General features: G+C 67.7%; 16 protein-coding genes. 10 read left to right on the top strand and 6 right to left on the bottom strand.

Annotated features, from left to right (window positions below):
- Positions 1-93: 93 nt before the first annotated feature.
- Positions 94-2,244, bottom strand: coding sequence for a methionine--tRNA ligase (gene metG, locus U5760_RS21955; protein ID WP_322014406.1), 2,151 nt, complete (start codon positions 2,242-2,244; stop codon positions 94-96).
- Between the two features lie 363 nt (positions 2,245-2,607).
- Positions 2,608-3,261 carry an OmpA family protein gene (locus U5760_RS21960; protein ID WP_028226111.1) on the bottom strand — a complete coding sequence of 218 codons (654 nt, stop codon included), beginning with the start codon at positions 3,259-3,261 and terminating at the stop codon, positions 2,608-2,610.
- Positions 3,262-3,548: 287 nt separating this feature from the next.
- On the opposite strand from U5760_RS21960, the gene apbC reads away from it, so the two are divergent.
- The 5 genes from apbC to U5760_RS21985 all read left to right on the top strand — a co-directional run bounded on the left by apbC (position 3,549) and on the right by U5760_RS21985 (position 9,272).
- Positions 3,549-4,637 (top strand): iron-sulfur cluster carrier protein ApbC, encoded by a 1,089-nt coding sequence (gene apbC, locus U5760_RS21965; protein ID WP_322014407.1) that lies wholly within the window; start codon positions 3,549-3,551, stop codon positions 4,635-4,637.
- A 171-nt stretch (positions 4,638-4,808) separates the two neighbouring features.
- Positions 4,809-5,348: a superoxide dismutase family protein gene (locus U5760_RS21970; protein WP_415914152.1), complete on the top strand. Its 540-nt coding sequence runs from the start codon at positions 4,809-4,811 to the stop codon at positions 5,346-5,348.
- 246 nt (positions 5,349-5,594) lie between these two features.
- Positions 5,595-6,164 carry a dCTP deaminase gene (gene dcd, locus U5760_RS21975; protein ID WP_322014408.1) on the top strand — a complete coding sequence of 190 codons (570 nt, stop codon included), beginning with the start codon at positions 5,595-5,597 and terminating at the stop codon, positions 6,162-6,164.
- A 103-nt stretch (positions 6,165-6,267) separates the two neighbouring features.
- Positions 6,268-8,547 carry an arginine/lysine/ornithine decarboxylase gene (locus U5760_RS21980; protein WP_322014409.1) on the top strand — a complete coding sequence of 760 codons (2,280 nt, stop codon included), beginning with the start codon at positions 6,268-6,270 and terminating at the stop codon, positions 8,545-8,547.
- 5 nt (positions 8,548-8,552) lie between these two features.
- Complete coding sequence (locus tag U5760_RS21985; RefSeq protein WP_415914153.1) at positions 8,553-9,272, top strand: lysozyme inhibitor LprI family protein; 720 nt, start codon at positions 8,553-8,555, stop codon at positions 9,270-9,272.
- Positions 9,273-9,302: 30 nt separating this feature from the next.
- Here the strand turns inward: U5760_RS21985 and U5760_RS21990 are convergent, their stop codons facing one another.
- The 3 genes from U5760_RS21990 to U5760_RS22000 all read right to left on the bottom strand — a co-directional run bounded on the left by U5760_RS21990 (position 9,303) and on the right by U5760_RS22000 (position 12,720).
- Positions 9,303-10,241, bottom strand: a complete 939-nt coding sequence (locus U5760_RS21990) for a bestrophin family protein (RefSeq protein WP_322014410.1) — start codon at positions 10,239-10,241, stop codon at positions 9,303-9,305.
- 54 nt (positions 10,242-10,295) lie between these two features.
- The gene (gene argH / locus U5760_RS21995; protein ID WP_322014411.1) at positions 10,296-11,702 is read right to left on the bottom strand and encodes an argininosuccinate lyase; all 1,407 of its coding nucleotides are present in this window, start codon (positions 11,700-11,702) and stop codon (positions 10,296-10,298) included.
- 199 nt (positions 11,703-11,901) lie between these two features.
- Positions 11,902-12,720: a helix-turn-helix transcriptional regulator gene (locus U5760_RS22000; protein WP_322014412.1), complete on the bottom strand. Its 819-nt coding sequence runs from the start codon at positions 12,718-12,720 to the stop codon at positions 11,902-11,904.
- 192 nt (positions 12,721-12,912) lie between these two features.
- Here U5760_RS22000 and U5760_RS22005 point away from each other — a divergent pair, with 192 nt between their 5' ends.
- Complete coding sequence (locus tag U5760_RS22005; protein ID WP_322014413.1) at positions 12,913-13,677, top strand: class I SAM-dependent methyltransferase; 765 nt, start codon at positions 12,913-12,915, stop codon at positions 13,675-13,677.
- A gap of 96 nt (positions 13,678-13,773) precedes the next feature.
- Here U5760_RS22005 and ppc read toward each other — a convergent pair whose 3' ends face one another.
- On the bottom strand, positions 13,774-16,659 hold the full coding sequence (ppc, locus tag U5760_RS22010) for a phosphoenolpyruvate carboxylase (RefSeq protein ID WP_322014414.1): 2,886 nt from the start codon (positions 16,657-16,659) through the stop codon (positions 13,774-13,776).
- On the opposite strand from ppc, the gene U5760_RS22015 reads away from it, so the two are divergent.
- The 4 genes from U5760_RS22015 to U5760_RS22030 all read left to right on the top strand — a co-directional run bounded on the left by U5760_RS22015 (position 16,658) and on the right by U5760_RS22030 (position 21,676).
- The gene (locus U5760_RS22015) at positions 16,658-16,939 is read left to right on the top strand and encodes a hypothetical protein (RefSeq protein WP_322014415.1); all 282 of its coding nucleotides are present in this window, start codon (positions 16,658-16,660) and stop codon (positions 16,937-16,939) included. The genes ppc and U5760_RS22015 overlap by 2 nt on opposite strands.
- 292 nt (positions 16,940-17,231) lie before the next feature.
- The gene (gene hemC, locus U5760_RS22020) at positions 17,232-18,299 is read left to right on the top strand and encodes a hydroxymethylbilane synthase (RefSeq protein WP_322014416.1); all 1,068 of its coding nucleotides are present in this window, start codon (positions 17,232-17,234) and stop codon (positions 18,297-18,299) included.
- Positions 18,296-20,473, top strand: a complete 2,178-nt coding sequence (gene hemDX, locus U5760_RS22025) for a fused uroporphyrinogen-III synthase HemD/membrane protein HemX (RefSeq protein ID WP_322014417.1) — start codon at positions 18,296-18,298, stop codon at positions 20,471-20,473. The genes hemC and hemDX overlap by 4 nt, the downstream gene beginning before the upstream one ends.
- A 3-nt stretch (positions 20,474-20,476) precedes the next feature.
- Positions 20,477-21,676, top strand: coding sequence for a heme biosynthesis protein HemY (locus U5760_RS22030; RefSeq protein ID WP_322014418.1), 1,200 nt, complete (start codon positions 20,477-20,479; stop codon positions 21,674-21,676).
- Positions 21,677-21,757: the final 81 nt, after the last annotated feature.

Below are 21,757 nucleotides of genomic sequence, written 5' to 3' on the forward strand. Positions count from 1 at the left end.
TGCTTTTTTGCGTTGCTGCTGCGCTGGAGCGCGAAGGGGCGGTGGTCCTTTAGGGGTCCCTTAGTGTGCCCTTAGTGCTCCCTTAATGTTTCCTTAGCGCACCCGCATCCCCGGCTTCGCGCCGCTGTGCGGCTCGAGGATGTAGAGGCCCGGTTCGGCCTTCTCATCGGCGGAGGAGGCAGCGAGCACCATGCCTTCGGACAGGCCGAACTTCATCTTGCGCGGCGCGAGGTTCGCGACCATCACCGTGAGCTTGCCCTTGAGGTCTTCCGGCTTGTACGCCGAGCGGATGCCCGAGAACACATTGCGCGTGCGGCCTTCGCCCACGTCGAGCGTGAGTTGCAGCAGCTTGTCCGAGCCTTCCACGATATTGCAGTCGACGATCAGCGCCACGCGCAGGTCGATCTTCGCGAAATCGTCGATGGAGATGACTTCGGGCGTTTCGGCTTCGGCCTTCTTCGCTTCCTTCGACGCGTTCGACTTCTTGTTCGCATCGGCCGCGGCGGCAGCAGGCGCTTCGGTAGCCTGCAGCGAATCGCGGTTGGCGGCGAGCAGCGCTTCGATCTGCTTCGGATCGACGCGTGTCATCAGGTGCTTGTACGCGTTGATGGGCTGCTCCGACGAGAGCGGCTTCGCGGCATCGGCCCACGTGAGCGGCGCGATGGCGAGGAAGTTTTCCACGCCTTCGGCCAGCGTCGGCAGCACGGGCTTGAGCGCGAGCGACAGCAGGCGGAACGCCTCGAGGCTCACGCTGCAGGTCTCGTGCAGCGCCACGGCGTTGGCCGGATCCTTCGCCTGCTCCCACGGCTTGGCGGTATCGACGTAGGCGTTCACGGCGTCGGCGAGTTCCATCGTCTGGCGCAGCGCGCGGCTGTACTCACGGGCTTCGTAGTGCGCGGCGATCTGCGGAATCGCTTCGCGCAGCTGCACGAGCAGCGGGTGATGCATCGCGCTGTCCTGCACGCGGCCGTCGAAGCGCTTGATGAGGAAGCCCGCCGCGCGGCTCGCGATGTTGATGTACTTGCCGACGAGGTCGCTGTTCACGCGTGCCTGGAAGTCCTCGAGGTTCAGGTCGAGGTCTTCCATCGTGCTGTTGAGCTTGGCCGCGAAGTAGTAGCGCAGCCACTCGGGGTTTAGGCCCGTCGTGATGTAGCTCTGCGCGGTGATGAAGGTGCCGCGCGACTTCGACATCTTCGCGCCGTCCACGGTGAGAAAGCCGTGCGCGAACACGTTGGTCGGCGTGCGATGACCCGAAAATTCGAGCATGGCCGGCCAGAACAGCGTGTGGAAATACAGGATGTCCTTGCCGATGAAGTGGTACTGCTCGGCCTTCGAACCTGGCTTGATCCACGCCTCGAAGTCGATGCCGCGCTTCTCGCAGAGGTTCTTGAAGCTCGCGTAGTAGCCCACCGGCGCGTCGAGCCACACGTAGAAGTACTTGCCGGGCGCGCCGGGGATTTCGAAGCCGAAGTACGGTGCGTCGCGCGAGATGTCCCAGTCGGCGAGCTTTGATTCGCCCGCGTCGCCCAGCCACTCGCGCATCTTGTTGGTCGCTTCGGGCTGCGCGAGGCCGGCCACCCAGCCGCGCAGGAAGTTTTCGCAGCGCGGGTCCGAGAGGCGGAAGAAGTAGTGCGTCGAGGTCTTGCGCACGGGCGTCGCGCCCGAGACCACCGAGTACGGGTTCTTCAGATCGGTGGGCGCATAGGTCGAGCCGCACACTTCGCAGCTGTCGCCGTACTGGTCCTTCGCGCCGCACTTCGGGCACTCGCCCTTGATGAAGCGGTCCGGCAGGAACATGTTCTTGACCGGGTCGTAGGCCTGCTCGATGTCGCGCGTCTCGATGAGGCCCGCTTCCTTGAGCGCCAGGTAGACCGATTCGGAGAGCACGCGGTTCTCTTCGGAGTCGGTCGAGTAGTAGTTGTCGAACGACACGCCGAAGCTGTCGAAGTCGCGCTTGTGCTCCTGCCAGACGCGCGCGATCAACTGCTGCGGCGTGAGGCCTTCCAGTTCGGCGCGCAGCATGACCGGCGTGCCGTGAGTGTCGTCGGCACCGACGTAATAGATCTCGTGGCCGTGCATTCGCAGCGTGCGAACCCAGATGTCCGTCTGGATGTACTCGACCATGTGGCCGATGTGGATTTGCCCGTTGGCATAGGGCAGGGCAGACGTGACGAGAATCTGGCGGCGGCCGCTCGGTGTGGCAGGCGCGCCGGCGGCACTGAGGTCGGTGGCGGGTGCTGACATATTGGGGAAGGTCCGGTGTTGCAAGGGGAAACTGCGATTCTAGCAGGGCCGCCGCAGCGCGCGGGCCGGGCCGGTCGGGCGGTTCGGGACGGCCCGCTCATGCTGCATCGCACAAAATCGAGGCAAAAAAAACCGGGGCAGATTGGCCCCGGAGCAACAACGACAAGAGGAGAATGGTGACGCGGCGGCAAGGCCAGCCACGTACCGTAAAGAGAGACCGCGGGATGGGAAGAGAGTTCGAAAAATTTTTCGACTCTTTGCGGGGCCGCATGCAGGGTCGCAAGACAGTGCGCCTGCATTGCGACCGAAGCCCCGCCAGACGGCCTTGCGGCCGTCCGTCCAGCGCTTTTGTCTCTTCTATTCTCAGCCGCCTTGATGCTGTGCCGTCGCGCGCAGATAGATTTCCACGCGGCGATTCGCGGCACGGCCCGCTTCCGTGCTGTTGTCCGCGATCGGCTGGGTGTCGCCGCGGCCGTCGGCCGACAGGCGCTGACCCGCCACGCCGCGCTGCATCAGATAGTTGGCCACGCTCTGGGCGCGGTTGACCGAGAGGGTCTGGTTATACGCGGGCTGGCCCGTGCTGTCGGTATGGCCCACCACCTGGGCGACGACTTCCGGGTTCTGCTGCAGCGTCTGCGCCACCTGGTCGAGCACCGGTGCGAACGACGGCTTGATCGCGTAGCTGTTGGTGTCGAACGTCACGTTGCTCGGGATGTTGAGCTTGAGCGAGCCATCCGGCTGCTCGGTGATCTGCGTGCCCGTGCCCTTGGTCGCGCCCGTGAGCTTGTTGTGGATCGCGGTCCAGTTGTAGCCGGCCACGCCGCCGACCAGCGCGCCGGCGCCGGCGCCGATCGCCGCGCCCTTGCCGCCGCCGAAGATCGCGCCGATCGCCGCGCCCGTGCCGGCGCCGATGCCGGTGCCGACCGCGGTGTTGGTGCCCTGCTGCGTGGCGCAGCCGGCGACGAGCGCGCCGGCGATAGCGAAGACGGACAGGCGAGTCATGATTCTTGTGTTCATTTTCTTTCCTCTCTGGAATGGAACAGGATGGCTGCCGCACGCCGCCCACAGGCCCCGACGCGAGTCAGGGTCTTCGGGCGGTGTGCGGCAGCAGCTACTACAATGACGGCTTGAAGGCTGAGTTTGCCGGACAGGTTGCCAGGCGCGTCGCTCAGGCTGGCCGAAGGGGTAGCCGAAGCGTGCCTTGCCGCCGTGAAATCTGCAATGCAGCTTAACAATTTCTTTCGTTTTCCGGCGCCAGCGCGATCATTTTCCGGCTGGGCGCCGGCGTTCCCCACGGAGTTTCAATGAGCATAGATCGGGCTTTGGTCGACGCCGCGCTCGCGGCCCTCGCGGATCCCAACACGGGCCGCCCCTACGCGGCGGGCAAGGGCGTGCGCAATGTCACGGTCGAGGGCGATGCGGTGGGCGTCGAAGTCGTGCTCGGCTATCCCGCGAAGAGCCAGTTCGACGCGGTCCGCGCCCAGTTCGAGGCGGCGCTTGCCGCCGTGCCCGGCGTGAAGTCGAGCCGGGTGGCGGTGAAGAGCGAGATCGTCGCCCATACGGTGCAGCGCGGCGTGAAGCTGCTGCCGAACGTGAAGAACATCGTCGCCGTCGCTTCGGGCAAGGGCGGCGTGGGCAAGAGCACGACGGCCGTGAACCTCGCGCTCGCGCTCGCCGCCGAAGGCGCTTCGGTCGGCGTGCTCGACGCGGACATCTACGGCCCCTCGCTGCCGATGATGCTCGGCATCGAGGGCCGCCCCGAGTCGCCCGACGGCCAGTCGATGAACCCGCTCGAAGGCCACGGCGTGCAGGCCAACTCGATCGGTTTCCTGATCGAGCAGGACAACCCCATGGTCTGGCGCGGCCCGATGGCCACTTCCGCGCTCGACCAGCTGCTGCGGCAGACGAACTGGCGCGAGCTCGACTACCTCGTGGTCGACATGCCGCCCGGCACCGGCGACATCCAGCTCACGCTCTCGCAGCGCGTGCCGGTGACGGGCGCCGTGATCGTGACGACGCCGCAGGACATCGCGCTCCTCGACGCGAAGAAGGGCCTCAAGATGTTCGAGAAGGTGGGCATTCCGATCCTCGGCATCGTCGAGAACATGGCCGTGCACGTCTGCTCGAACTGCGGCCATGCCGAGCACATTTTCGGCGCGGGCGGCGGCGAGCGCATGGGCAAGGAGTACGGCGTCGAGGTGCTCGGCAGCCTGCCGCTCGACATCGCGATCCGCGAGCAGGCCGATTCGGGCCACCCGACCGTGGTGGCCGACCCCGGCGGGCGGATTGCCGAGACCTACCGCGCGATCGCCCGGCGCGTGGCGATCCAGATCGCCGAGCGCGCGCGCGACATGACTTCGAAATTTCCCAGCATCGTCGTGCAGAACACCTGAGCGCGTTCGGAGTCTTTCCCCGGCGCTTCGGCCTTCTTGCCGGCCCGGCCCGGGTGGCCGCCATCGTGCGGCCCCGCACGCGCGCAGACGGCCAGGCGCGCGGTATGATGTGGGCTCATCGGGTCCGGTTCGCAGGCTGCAGGGGCAGCCCCCGGCCGGCTAGAGGATCGAATGGGTAAAGGACACGACAGGCAAACGGGGTATCCGTACGTCGTACTGGCAGTGGCCGGGTGCATGCTGCTCGGCGGCTGCACCAGTTTCATGGGGCAGCAGGACAAGCGCGCCGCCGCGCAGCTACAGCCCACGATGGGCGCCCAGGCGCGCGGCACGGTGTCGTTCGTCGAGCGCTCGGACGGCGTCCAGGTGAACTACAACCTCGCGGGCCTGCAGCCCGACAGCGATCACGCCTTGCAGGTGCACGAGCGCGGCGACTGCAACGCCGCCGATGCCTCGAGCGCCGGCGCCGTTTTCGCGCCCGCCGCCGAGCATCTGAAGTCCGGCGCCCGCGTGGAAGGCGATCTCGGCAACATCCACGCCGATTCGAACGGCGTGGCCACCGGCTTCATCGTCGCCCCCGATGTGTCGCTCGACGGCGTGCGCTCGGTGCTCGGGCGCGCCGTGCTGCTGCACCGCGACCCGATCGACCCCTATGCCTACCCGCAGCGCGGCACCGGGCCGGCGATCGCCTGCGGCGTGATTCGCGCCCAGTGAACGGGCGCGCCCCTTGGGGCCGCGTCAGGCCCGCCCGCACGGCGCGGGTTGCGTCGATTGTGTCGATAGCGCCGCTTTGCCGCCCGCAGGCACACGGACTGGCGCATCGACCGGCACCCCCGGCGTGCGCACTTTCCGGCATGCCGTTGCACATCGCGTAAAATAAGCGCCTTTCGTGAGCGGTGGCGGTCCTTACGCGCCCTTTACGTCCCCTTTTCGTCATTCCACTGGCACGCAGCGACCTCTATGGCAATCAAATCCGACAAATGGATCCGGCGCATGGCCGAAGGGCACAACATGATCGAGCCGTTCGTGCGCGACCAGATCCGCACGTCGGAGGACGGCCGCAAGATCGTGAGCTACGGCACCTCGAGCTACGGCTACGACATCCGCTGCGCCGACGAATTCAAGATCTTCACGAACATCAATTCGACCATCGTCGACCCGAAGAACTTCGACGAGAAGTCGTTCGTCGACTTCAAGGGCGACGTCTGCATCATCCCGCCGAACTCGTTCGCGCTCGCGCGCACGGTGGAGTACTTCCGCATTCCGCGCAACGTGCTGACCGTGTGCCTCGGCAAGTCCACCTATGCGCGCTGCGGGATCATCGTGAACGTCACGCCGTTCGAGCCGGAATGGGAGGGCTACGTGACGCTCGAATTCTCGAATACGACACCATTGCCTGCGAAAATCTACGCGAACGAGGGCGTCGCGCAGGTGCTCTTCTTCGAAAGCGACGAGGTCTGCGAGGTGTCTTACGCGGACCGCGGCGGCAAATACCAGGGGCAGCACGGCGTCACGCTGCCGAAGACCTGATCCGGCTTCCCGGCGGCGCGGGCTTACAAGGCTCACCGCCCAAACGACATACGGGGACCGCTGCGCAACACATGCAGCGGTCGTTTCTTTTGGAGATTCGCCCATGAAGTTTCGTTTTCCCGTCGTCATCATCGACGAAGACTTTCGCTCCGAGAACATCTCGGGTTCCGGCATCCGGGCGCTCGCCGAAGCCATCGAGAAAGAGGGCGCCGAAGTCCTCGGGCTGACGAGCTACGGCGACCTTACGTCGTTCGCGCAGCAGTCGAGCCGCGCGGCCTGCTTCATCCTCTCGATCGACGACGACGAGCTGCTGCCCTACGTGGAAGGCAGCGACGAAACCGCGCCCGAGCACGCGCCGGCCATCATCGCGCTGCGCGCGTTCGTGGAGGCGGTGCGCAAGCGCAACGCGGATATCCCGATCTTCCTGTACGGCGAAACGCGCACCTCGCGCCACCTGCCCAACGACATCCTGCGCGAGCTGCACGGCTTCATCCACATGTTCGAGGACACGCCGGAGTTCGTCGCGCGCCACGTGATTCGCGAGGCGAAGGTGTATCTCGACGCGCTTGCGCCGCCGTTCTTCAAGGAACTGGTCAAGTACGCCGACGAAGGTTCGTACTCGTGGCACTGCCCGGGCCACTCGGGCGGCGTGGCGTTCCTGAAGAACCCGCTCGGCCAGATGTTCCACCAGTTCTTCGGCGAAAACATGCTGCGCGCCGACGTCTGCAATGCGGTCGAGGAACTGGGCCAGCTGCTCGACCACACCGGCCCGGTCGCGGCCTCGGAGCGCAACGCGGCGCGCATCTTCAGCGCCGACCACGTGTTCTTCGTGACCAACGGCACGTCCACCTCGAACAAGATCGTCTGGCACGCCACGGTCGCCCCGGGCGACATCGTGCTGGTGGACCGCAACTGCCACAAGTCGATCCTGCACGCGATCACGATGACGGGCGCGATCCCCGTGTTCCTCACGCCCACGCGCAACAACTTCGGCATCATCGGGCCGATTCCGCGCGACGAGTTCAAGCCGGAGAACATCCGCAAGAAGATCCTCGCGAATCCGTTCGCGCGCGAGGCGCTCGCGAAGAACCCGAACCTCAAGCCGCGCATTCTCACGATCACGCAGAGCACCTATGACGGCGTGATCTACAACGTCGAGATGATCAAGGACCTGCTCGGCGACATGCTCGACACGCTGCATTTCGACGAAGCCTGGCTGCCGCACGCCGAGTTCCACGAGTTCTACCAGGACATGCACGCGATCGGCCAGGGCCGTCCGCGCACCAAGGCGCTCGTGTTCGCGACGCACTCCACGCACAAGCTGCTGGCCGGCATCTCGCAGGCTTCGCAAATCGTCGTGCAGGATTCGGAAGACAGCGCGTTCGACCGTCATCGCTTCAACGAAGCGTATCTGATGCACACGTCCACGAGCCCGCAGTACGCGATCATCGCCTCGTGCGACGTGGCCGCGGCGATGATGGAAGCGCCGGGCGGTCCGGCGCTCGTGGAAGAGTCGATCGCCGAAGCGCTCGACTTCCGCCGCGCCATGCGCAAGGTCGATGCGGAATACGGCGACGACTGGTTCTTCCAGGTCTGGGGTCCGGACGAGCTGGCCGAAGAAGGCATCGGCTCGCGCGAAGACTGGATGCTGCGCCCGAACGACCACTGGCACGGCTTCGGCGCGCTGGCGGAAAACTTCAACATGCTCGACCCGATCAAGGCCACGATCGTCACCCCGGGCCTCGACGTGGACGGCGAGTTCGGCGAAACCGGCATTCCGGCCGCGATCGTCACGAAGTACCTGGCCGAGCACGGCATCATCGTGGAGAAGACGGGCCTCTACTCGTTCTTCATCATGTTCACGATCGGCATCACGAAGGGCCGCTGGAACTCGATGGTCACCGAACTCCAGCAGTTCAAGGACGACTACGACAACAACCAGCCGCTCTGGCGCGTGCTGCCCGAGTTCGTGGCGCAGCACCCGATGTACGAGCGCGTGGGCCTGCGCGACCTGTGCCAGCAGATCCACAGCGTCTATCGCGCCAACGATATCGCGCGCCTCACGACCGAGATGTACCTCTCGGACATGGAGCCCGCCATGAAGCCGTCCGACGCCTTCGCGAAGCTCGCGCACCGCGAGGTGGACCGCGTGCCCATCGACGAACTCGAAGGCCGCGTGACGTCGATCCTGCTCACGCCGTACCCGCCGGGCATTCCGCTTCTGATTCCGGGCGAGCGCTTCAACACGACGATCGTGAATTACCTGAAGTTCGCGCGCGAGTTCAACGAGCGCTTCCCGGGTTTCCACACGGACATCCACGGTCTGGTGGGCGAGATGATCAACGGGCGCATCGAGTACTTCGTCGATTGCGTGCGCGACTGATCGCAATGGAGAGCGGGACCACGACGGGCAGGACGATGCGTGCGGGCCGGTGGGGCGCTGCGTCGCTGATGGCGGCGTGGCTGCTCTTCGCGAGCCCGGCGCACGCGGAGGTGGCGGCGGCCGATCCGATCGATTCGGGCATGCGCGCGTGTCTCGCGCGCGCGGACCGCTCGTCGACGGCGGGGCAGGTGCAGTGCATGGACGATGCGCGCAGCGCCTGGCGCAGCGCGGCCGACGCCGCGCTCGGCGCGTTGCTCGCGAAGCTGCCGAGCGCGCAGCAAAAACGCTGGCAGTTGAGCCAGCAGCGCTGGGTGGCGTGGCGCGACGCCGAGGACGCGATGCTTGCCGCCGCGTTCGCGAGCACGAGCGGCTCCTCGTCGTATCAGATCTACGAAGCGGACATGCAGCTGCAGCCGGTGCGCGACCGCGCGCTCGCGCTGCGGCTCGAAGCGGCGCAGGCCGCGCAGCAGGACGCGCCGCCCGTGCGGGCGTGCGCGGCCGACGCGCGCTGCGAGCATGTGAGCTACGACCTCAATCGCTATTACCGCAAGCTCTACGCGCGCATGCCGAGGCATTCGCGGTCCACGCTCGCGCGGGCACAATCCACGTGGCGCGCCTACCGCGACGCGACCACGCCGCTCGTCGACGAACACGCGCGGCTGGACCTGCTGGGCGCGCGCCTCGCGACGCTCAAGCGGCTGTCGGAGACGGTCGGGAACCGGTGATGTCGGGGACGGTGGGGCCGCGCCCGCCCCTCAGTGGATGATGAAATCTTCGGGCGTACGCGTGGGCAGCGTGGTCGGATCGCCGAGGAGGTCGTGCAACGCGGCCTCGATATACGTGGACATCGCGTCGAGCGCGAGGTCGTTGTCCTCGGTGCCGAACGGATCTTCGATCTGCGAAGCAATCGCTTCGTGCGCCATGAACGCATAGGCGACGAACACGGCGAAAACCGGCGTGAGCGCGCCGATGCTATCCACGAGGCCGAACGGCAGCAGCGCACAGAAGAAGTAGACCGTGCGGTGGATCATCACCGTATAGGCGAACGGCAGCGGCGTCGAAGCGATGCGCTCGCAGCCGCCGATCACGTCCGAAAGCCCGTTCAGGTTGCGCTCGAAGGCGAGCACGGCGTAGCCGTCGAGGCGGCCTTCGCGCGTCTCGTTGCGCACCCATTCCGAAGCGCACAGCACGAGCGTCATGGGGCGAAAGCGCGAGGCCATCACGCGCTCGAAAAGCGCGGGCGGGAGGATGCGCGCGAGATCGGGCTGCGGATCGGTGTGGCGCAACTGATGGCGCAGCGCGTGCGGCAGCGCGCCGAGAATCTGCACGAGTTCGCGCGCGCGTGCGGCGACGGTGTCGCCGTTCGGCGCAGCATTCGGCAGGGTCAGGGTCAGCGCTTCGCGCGTGAGCGAGCGCGTTTCGTTGAGCAACTGGCCCCAGAGCTTGCGCCCTTCCCAGTAGCGGTCGTAGCTCGCGTTGTTGCGAAAGCCGAGGAACACCGCGAGCGCGATGCCGATCAGCGAGAACGGCACGGTGCTCAGATTGACCGTGACCTTGAGGATGTGATCGTGCGACGCCACCGCAATGATCGAGAAGCCCAGCACGATGCAGAGCCGCGGCAGCAGCTGCGGCAGCACCGAGCCGCGCCACGCCAGCAGCATGCGGAACCAGTTGAGTTGTGGGCGGATGATCATCGGCGCGGGAGGGGCAGGGCACGCCGTGCGGCGCGCCCTGTGGCGTGACGGAAGTTACTGGAGCGCCGCGCGGGCTGCCGCGATGGCCGCACGCACCTGCTCCGGCGCGGTGCCGCCCGGATGATTGCGCGCCGAAACCGAGCCTTCGAGCGTCAGCACTTCGAACACGTCCTCGCCCAGCAGATGCGAGACGGCCGGCAGTTCGCGGCGCATTTCGTCGAGCGTGAGGTCGGCCAGATCGCAGTTGCGATCCACGCAGATGCGCACCGCGTGCGCCACCGCTTCGTGCGCGTCGCGGAACGGCAGGCCCTTTTTCACGAGGTAGTCGGCGAGATCGGTCGCCGTCGAGAAACCCTGCAGCGCCGCTGCGCGCATCGCCTCGGCCTTGACCGTGATGCCCGCGACCATCTCCGCGAAGATGCGCAGCGTGTCCGCCACCGTATCGACGGTGTCGAAGAGCGGTTCCTTGTCTTCCTGGTTGTCCTTGTTGTAGGCGAGCGGCTGGCCCTTCATCAGCGTGAGCAGGCCCATCAGATGGCCGTTCACGCGGCCGGTCTTGCCGCGCGCCAGTTCCGGCACGTCCGGGTTCTTCTTCTGCGGCATGATCGAGGAGCCCGTGCAGAAGCGGTCGGCCAGATCGATGAAACCCACGCGCGGGCTCATCCACAGCACGAGTTCCTCCGAGAAGCGCGAGACGTGCGTCATCACGAGGGCGGCGGCCGCCGTGAATTCGATCGCGAAGTCGCGGTCGGAGACGGCGTCGAGCGAGTTCGCGCAGATGCCGTCGAAGCCGAGCGTCTTCGCCACGGCATGGCGGTCGATGGGGTAGCTCGTGCCCGCGAGCGCCGCTGCGCCGAGCGGCAGGCGGTTCACGCGCTTGCGGCAGTCGGCCATGCGTTCGGCGTCGCGCGTGAACATTTCCACGTAGGCGAGCAGGTGATGGCCGAACGTCACGGGCTGCGCCACCTGCAGATGGGTGAAGCCCGGCATGATCGTGCCCGCGTGCTGGTCGGCGAGGTCGAGCAACGCGCGGCGCAGGTCGACCAGCAACCCGCCGATGCGGTCGATTTCGCCGCGCAGCCACAGGCGGATGTCGGTCGCCACCTGGTCGTTGCGCGAGCGGCCCGTGTGCAGGCGCTTGCCGCCGTCGCCGATCAGGGCGGTCAGGCGCGCTTCGATGTTCAGGTGCACGTCTTCGAGATCGAGCTGCCACTCGAACTCGCCGCGCTCGATCTCACCCTTGATCTGCGCCATCCCGCGCTGGATGGCCGCGAGGTCGTCGGCGGAGATGATCTTCTGCGCGGCCAGCATGGCGGCGTGCGCGAGCGATCCCTCGATATCGACGAGCCCGAGGCGCTTGTCGAAGAAAACCGACGACGTATAGCGTTTGACCAGCTCCGACATGGGTTCGGAGAAGCGAGCCGACCAGGCTTCGCCTTTTTTGTGCAGTTGGGACGTCATGGTGATGGGCGCAAACGAGGTGAGAAGGCGTGCCGCGCGGCCTCTTCGCTGGGACGGCGCACGGCGGGGAACGGAGTCGATTTTACCATCGGCGGGCACGGCGGCCGGGCGGCATGGCAGGCGCGCGGTCGCGGCGGTCCGGATAGTTCGGGTTGTCGGAGTTGTCTGGGTTGTCGATACCTGCCTGCTGCCCGCGCGCTCAAAGCCGCACCAGCACCACCAGCTTCAGGTCTTCGCGGTGCGCGGGCTTGAACGTGATCTGGTCGTAGGCGATGCGGCCATGGCGCGGATGATTGAATTCGCGCCGGCCGCCCTCGCGCTCGAACACGTCCTGCGAGCCCCAGAAGCGCGCGAAATCGTCGCTGGCGGCGCTCAGCGAATCGATCAGCGCGCGCGTGGGCGCGTCGTTCAGGTGCCGGATCGAGTCGGCGCGGAATTCGGCCGCGAGGCGCCGCGCCCGCGTTTCCCAGTCGACGATCAGCTCGCGGCCGATCGGCTCGGTGAACGTGAAGCGCAGCAGGTTGCGGTCGTGCGCGCCGTCGAGCCACCCCGTGAACAGGTCCGTCGCGTGGGTGTTCCAGGCGAGTGCCGTCCACTGGCGGTCGAGCACGTAGGCGGGGGCATCGACGAGCTGCACGGTCTGCAGCAGGGTGGCCGGGGCGTCGGCGCCGCCCGTCACGTCGGGCTCGGCGGGGTCGCGCTGGGCGGCCAGCTCGAACAGGTAGGCGCGTTCGGCGCGCGAGAGCTGCAGCGCCACGGCGATGCGCGCGAGCGCATCCGCCGAGGCCGAAACGGGGCGGCCCTGCTCGATCCACGTGTACCAGGTCGGGCTCACGCCGCACAGTTGCGCGACTTCCTCGCGCCGCAGCCCCGGCGTGCGGCGGCGCGGGCCGGGCGGCAGGCCCACGGCCTGCGGGGAAAGGCGTTCGCGGTGGGCGCGGATGAATTCGCCCAATGCCCGCGCGGGCGTGGCGTCGAGCGGGCGGGCGGATCCGGCTTCGGGGGTGTCGAGCGTCATGGAAATGGGAAAGATACCGGTTCTGGTGCTGTTAATACCAGAATATCTGCTTATCTTGTACTGGTACAGAACGGGTTCTATTGTAGCGGCTGGCGTCGCGAACGCGCCGCGCCATCTCCACGAACGAACCGCGCCGCACGAACCTCACGCGTGCCGCCGGACGCCACAACAACGGGCAAAAAGGAGCACGCCATGAAGCACCATGACCAGGTTGCCGATGCATTCGGCTCGACCGCCGCCGCCTACCTCACGAGCCAGGTCCACGCGAGCGGCGCGGATCTGGAGAATCTCGCCGCGACCTTCGCGGCCACCTGCGGCAACGCGACGGTGCTGGACATGGGCTGCGGCGCCGGCCACGCGAGCTTCGCGGTCGCGCCGCACGTGCGCGAAGTCGTGGCCTACGACATCGCCGAGCCGATGCTCGCCACGGTGGCGGCCGCCGCGAAGGAGCGGGGTCTCGCCACCATCCGCACGCAACAGGGCGCCGCCGAGACCCTGCCGTTCGCCGACGCGAGCTTCGACTGGGCCGTGAGCCGCATGAGCGCACACCACTGGCGCGACGTGCCGAAGGCGCTCGCCGAGGTGCATCGCGTGCTCAAGCCTCGCGGGCGGCTCAGGTTCATCGACATCGCTGGTATCGACGATCCGCTTTACGACACGCATCTCCAGGCCGTCGAGATCCTGCGCGACGCCTCGCATATCCGCGACTACCGCGCCGACGAATGGCTCGCGATGCTCGACGCGGCGGGCTTCGAGGCGAAGGTGAGCGAGCGCTGGCGCATCGGCATCGACTTCGATTCGTGGGTGGCGCGCATGCGCACGCCGGCCGGGCGGGTGACGGCGATCCGCTCGATCTGGGAGCGAGCGCCCGACGAGGTGCGCCAGTACTTCGATGTGCAAAGCGATGGGTCGTTCAAGCTCGACGCGTTGATGATCGAGGCGACGCGGCGCGACTGAACGCGCAGCCTCTGCGTACGAAGCATGAAAAAACGGCGTCGTGCCCGCGAGGGCACGACGCCGTTTGCTTGTGAGCGCAGGCCTGTATCAGCCCGATCAGCCCGTATTGCGCAGCCCCGCGGCAATCCCGTTGATCGTCAGATGGATACCGCGCCGCACGCGCGGGCTCGGGTCGCCGGCGCGATAGCGCTTGATGAGCTCCACCTGCAAGTGATTGAGCGGATCGAGATACGGGAAGCGGTTCTTGATCGAGCGCGCGAGCAGCGGGTTGTCGGCAAGCCGGTCGCCCGACCCCGTGATCTCGCCCAGCACCCTGGTCGTGCGTTCCCATTCCGCCACGATGCGCTCGAACACGTGCTTGCGCAGCTTCTTGTCGGCGACGAGCTGCGCATAGCGCGAGGCCACCGCGAGGTCGGTCTTCGCAAGCGTCATGTCCATGTTCGAGAGCAGGTTCGAGAAGAACGGCCAGCTCTTGTACATCTTGCGGAAGAGCGCGAGGCGCCGCGCGCGTTCGGCGTCGCTGCCCGCTTCGTCGAGATACGACGCCACCGCGCTGCCGAAGCCATACCAGCCCGTGAGCAGCAGCCGGCACTGGCCCCACGAAAAGCCCCAGGGAATCGCGCGCAGATCGTCGATCTTGCGATTCTTCGGGTCTTGCAGCTTGCGCGAGGCCGGACGGCTGCCGATGTTGAGCTCGGCGATTTCCGTGATCGGCGTCGAGGCGAAGAAGTAGTCCGTGAAGCCGGGCGTCTCGTACACGAGCGAACGGTAGGCGGCCATGGCCGTGTCGGAGAGCGTCTGCATCGTCTCTTCGAAGGCGGCCAGTTGCTGCGGCGAGTTGCCCGCATGGTCCTCGGGCAGCAGCGTGGCTTCGAGCGTCGCGGCGACCACGGTTTCGAGGTTGCGCCGGCCGATCTCGGGGTTGCCGAACTTGCTCGCGATCACCTCGCCCTGCTCGGTGAGGCGGATCTGGCCTTCCACGGTGCCGGGCGGCTGCGAAAGGATCGCGTTGTAGGTCGGGCCGCCGCCGCGGCCCACCGTGCCGCCGCGGCCGTGGAAGAGGCGCAGCGTGATGCCGCGCTCGCGGAACAGCGCCACGAGCGCGAGTTCGGCGCGATAGAGCTCCCAGTTCGAGGTGAGGAAGCCGCCGTCCTTGTTGCTGTCCGAGTAGCCGAGCATGATTTCCTGCTCGTTGCCCTGATGCTCGACGAGGCTGTCGATGCCGGGCAGCGCGAGCAGATCGCGCATGATGTTCGGCGCGTTGCGCAAGTCGGGGATCGTCTCGAAGAGCGGGATCACCATGAGGCCGGCCTGCGCGGATTCGTCGGCGTGGCCGAGGCGTCCCGTGAAGAGGCCCGCCTCCTTCTGCAGCAGCATCACTTCGAGCAGGTCGGAAACCGTTTCGGTGTGCGAGATGATGTAGTTGCGCACCGAGCGCGCGCCGAACTTCTCGCGCGTGACGCGGGCCATCTCCAGCACGCCCAGCTCGCTCTTCACGAGATCGGAGTAGTCGAGCCACGGCGAGCGCAGCGTGCGCGGATCGGCGAGCTGGGCGAGCAGCGCGATCTGCTTGTCTTCTTCCGAAAGCGCGGCGTAGTCGGCCTCGACGCCCGCGCGCGCGAGCAGTTCGGCGATCACGGCTTCGTGAATGTCCGAGCTCTGGCGCAGGTCGATGCTCGCGAGGTGGAAGCCGAACACTTCCACGGCGCGCAGCAGCGGAGCGAGGCGCGGCGTGGCGAGCGAGCCGCCGTGATGCTCGGCGAGCGAGTCCATCAGCACGCGCAGATCGCGCGAGAATTCCGCCGCATCCGCATAGGGCTGCGCGCGCACCGGCGCCGCGCCGCGGCCCGCGCGTCGCACGGAGACCACGCCTTCGCCGAGGCGCACGCGCGCGCTCGCCGCGAGGCGCGTATAGATGCCGATCAGCGCGCGGCGATACGGTTCGTCCACGCGGTGCGGCGACTGGTCGGGCGACGCCGCGGCCAGCGCCTTCAGCTCGACGCTGCCGCCCGAGAGCAGGTTCGACACCGAGAGCTCCGCGCCCAGCTTGTGCACTTCTTCGAGGTAATGCTCGAAGATCACGACGGCCTGGCGCTCGCTCGCGGCTTCGAGTGTTTCCGCCGTGACGTTCGGGTTGCCGTCGCGGTCGCCGCCGATCCAGCTGCCCATCTGGAGGAACGCGGGCAGGCGCGCCGAGAGGCCGTGCTCCTTGAGCACCGTTTCGATCTCGCCGTACAGCGCCGGGATCTCGGTGAGGAAGGTCGTGTGGTAGTACGACAGCGCGTTCTCGATTTCGTCGCCGACCGTGAGGCGCGCGTCGCGCAGCATGCGCGTCTGCCACAGCGAGGTCACGCGGGCGCCGAGGAGCGACTCGTTCTGCGCGCGCTCGCGCTGCGTGAGCGGCTGGTCGCGTTCGGCCAGCAGACGCGCGATGTCGTGCTGCGCGTCGAGAATGCTCTTGCGCTGCACTTCGGTCGGGTGCGCCGTGAGGACGGGCACGATCAGCGCATCGTTGAAGAACTGCTGGAGCACCGGCGTGGCGGCCGCGCCCGCTTTCGAGAGGCGTTCGAGCGAATGCGCGATGGTGCCGGGCTGCGGCACCGAGCCCGCGAGGTCGTGGATGCGGTGGCGGCGGTTGCGGTGGCGGTCTTCGGCGATATTCGCGAGGTGCGAGAAGTAGCTGAACGCGCGCACGACGCTCACCGTCTGCTCGGGCGAGAGCGCGCGCAACTGCTTGTCGAGCGCGAGCGCCGCCGCGTTGTCGTCCTCGCGGCGAAAGCGCACGGCCGTCTGGCGGATCGTTTCCACCACGTCGAACACGGCGTCGCCTTCCTGCTCGCGCAGCACGCCGCCGAGGAGGCGGCCGAGGAAGCGGATGTCGTCGAAGAGCGGCTTGTCCTTGTCGTCGCGCGTGCGGGCGGCGCGCGGCGCCGCCTTGGCGTTCGGGGTTTTCGCTACCGGACTCGGGGCGGATTTCACCATGGCTTGTGCCGCCTTCGTCGCTTTGACCGTCTTCTTCGTGGTGACTGCCGGGCTCGCCGTCGCCGCGAGGGCGGCTTTTGTCGTCTTCGCCGTGGCTTTTGTCGTTTTCGTCACTTTGGCCGGTTTGGCCATTTGCGAGGCCGTGGTGTTCGGGGCCGAAGAAGCGGTGTTTTGCGATGCGTTGTTGCGGCGCTCTGCGCGCGCCGATCCGGAAGACTTCACGATGGGTTCCTCAAGGCTTGCCAGGGATGAGTCGATCAATAATCAAGAGACTGCCTGATGCACGAGCCCGGGCGGGGCGCCGGGATCGCTACTGCGGGTGCAACCTGGAACGGGTGGCTGGTGCTACCGGGCGAGGGGCCGCGGTTCAGCCGGTAATGCTGGATCCACTGCGGGGACCCACTACGAAGGCTCACTACGAAGGCCAACTACGGAGATTAACAGGTGGGATGCCGGGTCATGCACGCACAACGTGGTGCAGCGGCCCGCGGGGCCAGCCGCAAAAGGGGCGCGTGCTAACATTCCCTGTTATCCGATTCCGTTTTTTTATCCCGTTATTCGATGTCCTTGCCATGAACTCCGAGACGTTATCCGCGCCTATGCCGGCCTCTCCCCGCACGCTGATTATCGCTTCGCGTGAGAGCCGCCTTGCGATGTGGCAGGCCGAGCATGTGCAAGCTGCGCTGCACAAATTATATCCATCCTGCGACGTGAAAATCGTCGGAATGACGACGCGCGGCGATCAAATTCTCGATCGCACGCTGTCGAAGGTGGGCGGCAAGGGGCTCTTCGTGAAGGAGCTCGAACAGGCGCTGGAGGAAGGGCGCGCCGATCTCGCCGTGCATTCGCTCAAGGACGTGCCCATGGAATTGCCCGAGGGCTTCGCGCTCGCGGCCATCCTGGAGCGCGAGGACCCGCGCGACGCGTTCGTCTCCAACGACTACGATTCGCTCGCCGCGCTGCCGCCGGGCAGCGTGGTGGGCACGTCGAGCCTGCGCCGCGAATCGATGATCCGCGCGCGCTATCCGCAGCTCGTCGTGAAGCCGCTGCGCGGCAACCTCGATACGCGGCTCGCCAAGCTCGACCGCGGTGACTATGCCGCCATCATTCTCGCGGCGGCGGGCCTGAAGCGCCTGGGTCTCGCGGCGCGCATCCGCGCGCTCATCGAGCCCGAGGACAGCTTGCCGGCGGCAGGCCAGGGCGCGCTCGGCATCGAGATTCGCGCGGACCGCGCCGAGCTTGCCGCGTGGCTCGCACCGCTGCACGACGAGGCCACGGCGAAGGCCGTGGAGGCCGAGCGCATGGTGTCGCGTGCGCTGGGCGGCAGCTGCTCGGTGCCGCTCGCGGCTTATGCGCAGTGGCACGACGGCGCGCTCCAGCTGCGCGGCACGATCGCCACGCCCGACGCGAGCCGCGTGCTGCGCGCCGAAGGCGCCGCCCGCGCCGCGAACGTGGAAGAAGCGGTCGCGCTGGGCCGCGGCGTGGCCGATGCGCTGATCGCGCAGGGCGCGCTCGACATCGTGCGCGCGCTCGCCGACGCGGCGCATGCCGACGGCCCGAACACCGCGCCGCGAACAGCGGGCGACACCGCAGGCGGCGACACCACTGGCACGGGCTCGAGCCCGGCTTCCGCGCAATGACAGGCCCCCTGCAACCGCGCCCACGCGCGCACGCCCAGCCCGACGAGTGGGGCGGCCCCGGCGGCCACTCCGGCCACTCCGGGGAGGGCGGCGCCGCGGCAAGCGGCGGTGCAGCGTCGCCCGGAGCCCACACCCCGTTCACCGTCGTCATTACCCGTCCGTCCGGTCAGTCCAGCCCGCTTGACATGCAACTGGCCGCACACGGGATCGCCACCTTCGACTTCCCGCTGATCGCGATCGAACCGGTCCGCGACGATGCCCCCTTGCGCGCGGCGCTCTCGGCGCTCGAGAGCTACGCGCTCGTCGTGTTCGTTTCGCCGAACGCCGTCGATCGCGCGTTCGCCGCCTACGCCCCGATCTCGTCGATCTGGCCGCATGCGCTGCCCGTGGCCGTGGTCGGCCCCGCGAGCGTGGCGGCGCTCGCGCGCCACGGCGTCGCGTCGCCTGCCCATCGCGTGATCAGCCCGGCCGGCGCCGCCGACGAGGAACCCGCGCGCTTCGACTCCGAGTCGCTCTACGCGGCGCTCGAAACGCAGCTGGGCGAGAACGCATTCGCCGGCAAGCGCGTGCTGATTGTGCGCGGCGACGGCGGCCGCGAGTGGCTGGCGGACCGCCTGCGCGAAGCGGGCGCCGAAGTGGAGGCCGTGGCGGCCTACCGGCGCGTCGTGCCGGAACCCTCGATCGCCGCCTGGGCGCGGGTGCACGCGCTGCTCTCGGGGGCGCCGCATGCGTGGCTCGTCACGAGCTCCGAGGGCGTGCGCAATCTCGACGAGCTCGCGCGCGAGCACCTCACGGCCGGCGAGATCGCCGAACTGCACCACGCGCCGCTCGTGGCGCCGCATCCGCGCATCGCCGAAACGGCCCGGGGGGTGGGTTTTGATAGGATTACGGTGTCCGGCGCGGGCGACGAGCGCATCGTCGAGACGCTGCTTGGCCTCGCTTCTTCCGTTGTTCAACCGGTTCAGAACACTCCGGCCCCGGCGCCGGCACAACCACGCATGACTGATTCGAACAATTCCAGCAACGTTGCACAGCAGAACACCGCGTCCGCGGGCGCTAAATCGACGTCCGCGACGTCGGCGGCGGCGTCATCGGGCTCCGCGACTTCGCGGCCGACGTATGCCGCCCCCGGGCCGCTCTCGCCGGCTCCGGCGCGGCGCGGCGGCGCCGGCACGGCGCTGCTCTGGCTCGTGGTGGTGCTGGTCGCGGGGGGAGCGGGCGCGGGCGGCTACGTGCTGAACCGCAAGCTCGACCGCGTCGATCAGCAACTGGTGCAGCGCCAGCAGGCCGCCGACCAGCAGACCGCTGCGCTGCGCGCGCGCGCCGACGAAGCCGTAGCGGGCGCTCAGCAACTCGACAAGCAGATCGCCCAGCTCGAAGGCAAGATCGCCGATGCGCAGACCTCGCAGCAGGCCCTCGCGCAGCAATACACGGACCTCGCGAAGAATCGCGACGACTGGACGCTCGCCGAAGTCGGCCAGATGCTTTCGAGCGCGAGCGAACAACTCCAGCTCACGGGCAATACGCAGCTCGCGCTCTTCGCGCTGCAAAGCGCCGACACGCGTCTCGCGGCCTCCGACAGCCCGCAGGCGCTGGCCGTGCGCAAGGCCGTCGCCCAGGACATCGACAAGCTGAAGGCCGCGCCCTCGACCGATCTCACCGGTCTGGCCATCAAGCTCGACACGGCGCTCGCCCAGATCGACTCGCTGCCGCTCGCGGGCGAGGCGATCGTCGCGCATACGAAGCCGCAGGCGGCTACGCCCGCCGACGTCGCGCAGACCGCTGCCGCCAACAACGAGCCGCGCTGGAAGGCGTGGCTCCAGACTTTTGCCGCGGGCATCGGCCAGCAGATCACGAGCCTCGTGCAGGTGCGCCGCATCGACAACGCCGACGCCATGCTGATCTCGCCCGACGAAGGTTACTTCGTGCGCGAGAACGTGAAACTGCGCCTGCTTTCGGCGCGTCTCTCGCTCCTCTCGCGCAACGAGGACACGCTCAAGTCCGACCTCGCCGCCGCCGATGCCGCGCTCGCGCGCTACTTCGACAATGCGTCGAAGCAGACCCAGGCCGTGCGCGATCTGGTGAAGGAGGTGAGCGCGGGCTCGACGGCCGTCGCGCTGCCGAACCTCGACACGAGCCTGCAGGCCATCCAGCAGTACCGGAGCCGGGGGTAAGACATGGCGATCCGTGGACTCCTGTGGCTTGCCATCCTGTTCGTCATCGCCGTCGCGCTCGCGACGATAGGGCGCTTCGACGCCGGGCAGGTGGTGTTCGTCTATCCGCCGTACCGTGTGGATGTGTCGCTGAACCTCTTCATCGTCGGCGTGGTGGTGGCGTTCCTGCTGCTCTACGCGATCCTGCGCTTCGTGCGTAACGTCGTGACGATGCCGCGCCGCGTGGGCGCCTATCGCGCCCGCATGCGCACGGAGAAGGCGAATTCGGCGCTGCGCGATGCGGTGGGCAACCTCTACGCGGGCCGTTTCTCGCGCGCCGAGAAGGCCGCGCGCGATTCGCTCGCAGAAGAAAAGAACCAGGGCGCCGCGGGCCTCATTGCCGCGAACGCCGCGCACCGTCTCCACGAGTACGCGCGCCGCGACGAGTGGCTGGGCCAGGTGGACGATCCCGAACTGCAGGAAGCGCGCCTCATGGCGACCGCCGACATGCGTGCCGACGGCCGCGATGCCGACGGCGCACTCGCCGCGCTCACCGAAATGCGCACGCAGGGCGGCCGCCGCATCCACGCGCAGCAGATCGCGCTGCGCGCGCAGCAGCAGTTGAAGAACTGGAGCGAAGTGCTCAAGCTCGTGAAGACGCTGGAAAAGCGCGAAGCGCTGCATCCGGCCGTGGCCGTGCGGCTGCGCCAGCTCGCGGCGGAGAACCTGTTGCGCGACCGCCGTCACAACGCCGATGCGCTGCTGGAACTATGGCACGCGCTCTCGCCCGTCGAGCGTCATTCGCCGCGTCTTGCCGACTGCGCCGCCGAGCTGCTGATCGCGCTCGATCGCCAGAACGACGCGCGCAAGATCGTCGAAGAGGCGCTCGCGCAGAACTGGGACGCACGCCTCTTGCGCCGTTACCCGGACACCTCGGGCAGCGACGCGCTGCCGCTCATCCAGAAGGCGGAAGCGTGGCGCAAGGACCGTCCCGAAGACGGCGACCTGTTGTTCGCGCTGGGTCGCCTGTGCCTGAAGCAGCAGCTTTGGGGCAAGGCGCAGTCGTTCCTCGAAGCGGCGCTCAAGTCGGCGGATGCCACCCACAACGAGCCGCTCAAGATCCGCTCGCATCGCGCGCTCGCGCGCCTGCACGAGCAACTGGGCGACAGCGAGAAGGCCGCGAATCACTATCGCGAGAGTGCGCTTTCGATGAACGTCGTGTGAGTCTTGAACGCGCTCGGCGCGCGTGAGGGTGTTGATCGCCGCATTCAGGACCAACGGCCGCTGCATCGCGGCCGTTGTCTT

Origin of the sequence: Paraburkholderia sp. J12 (genome assembly GCF_905220215.1) — a bacterium.
In the GTDB taxonomy this organism is placed as follows: domain Bacteria; phylum Pseudomonadota; class Gammaproteobacteria; order Burkholderiales; family Burkholderiaceae; genus Paraburkholderia.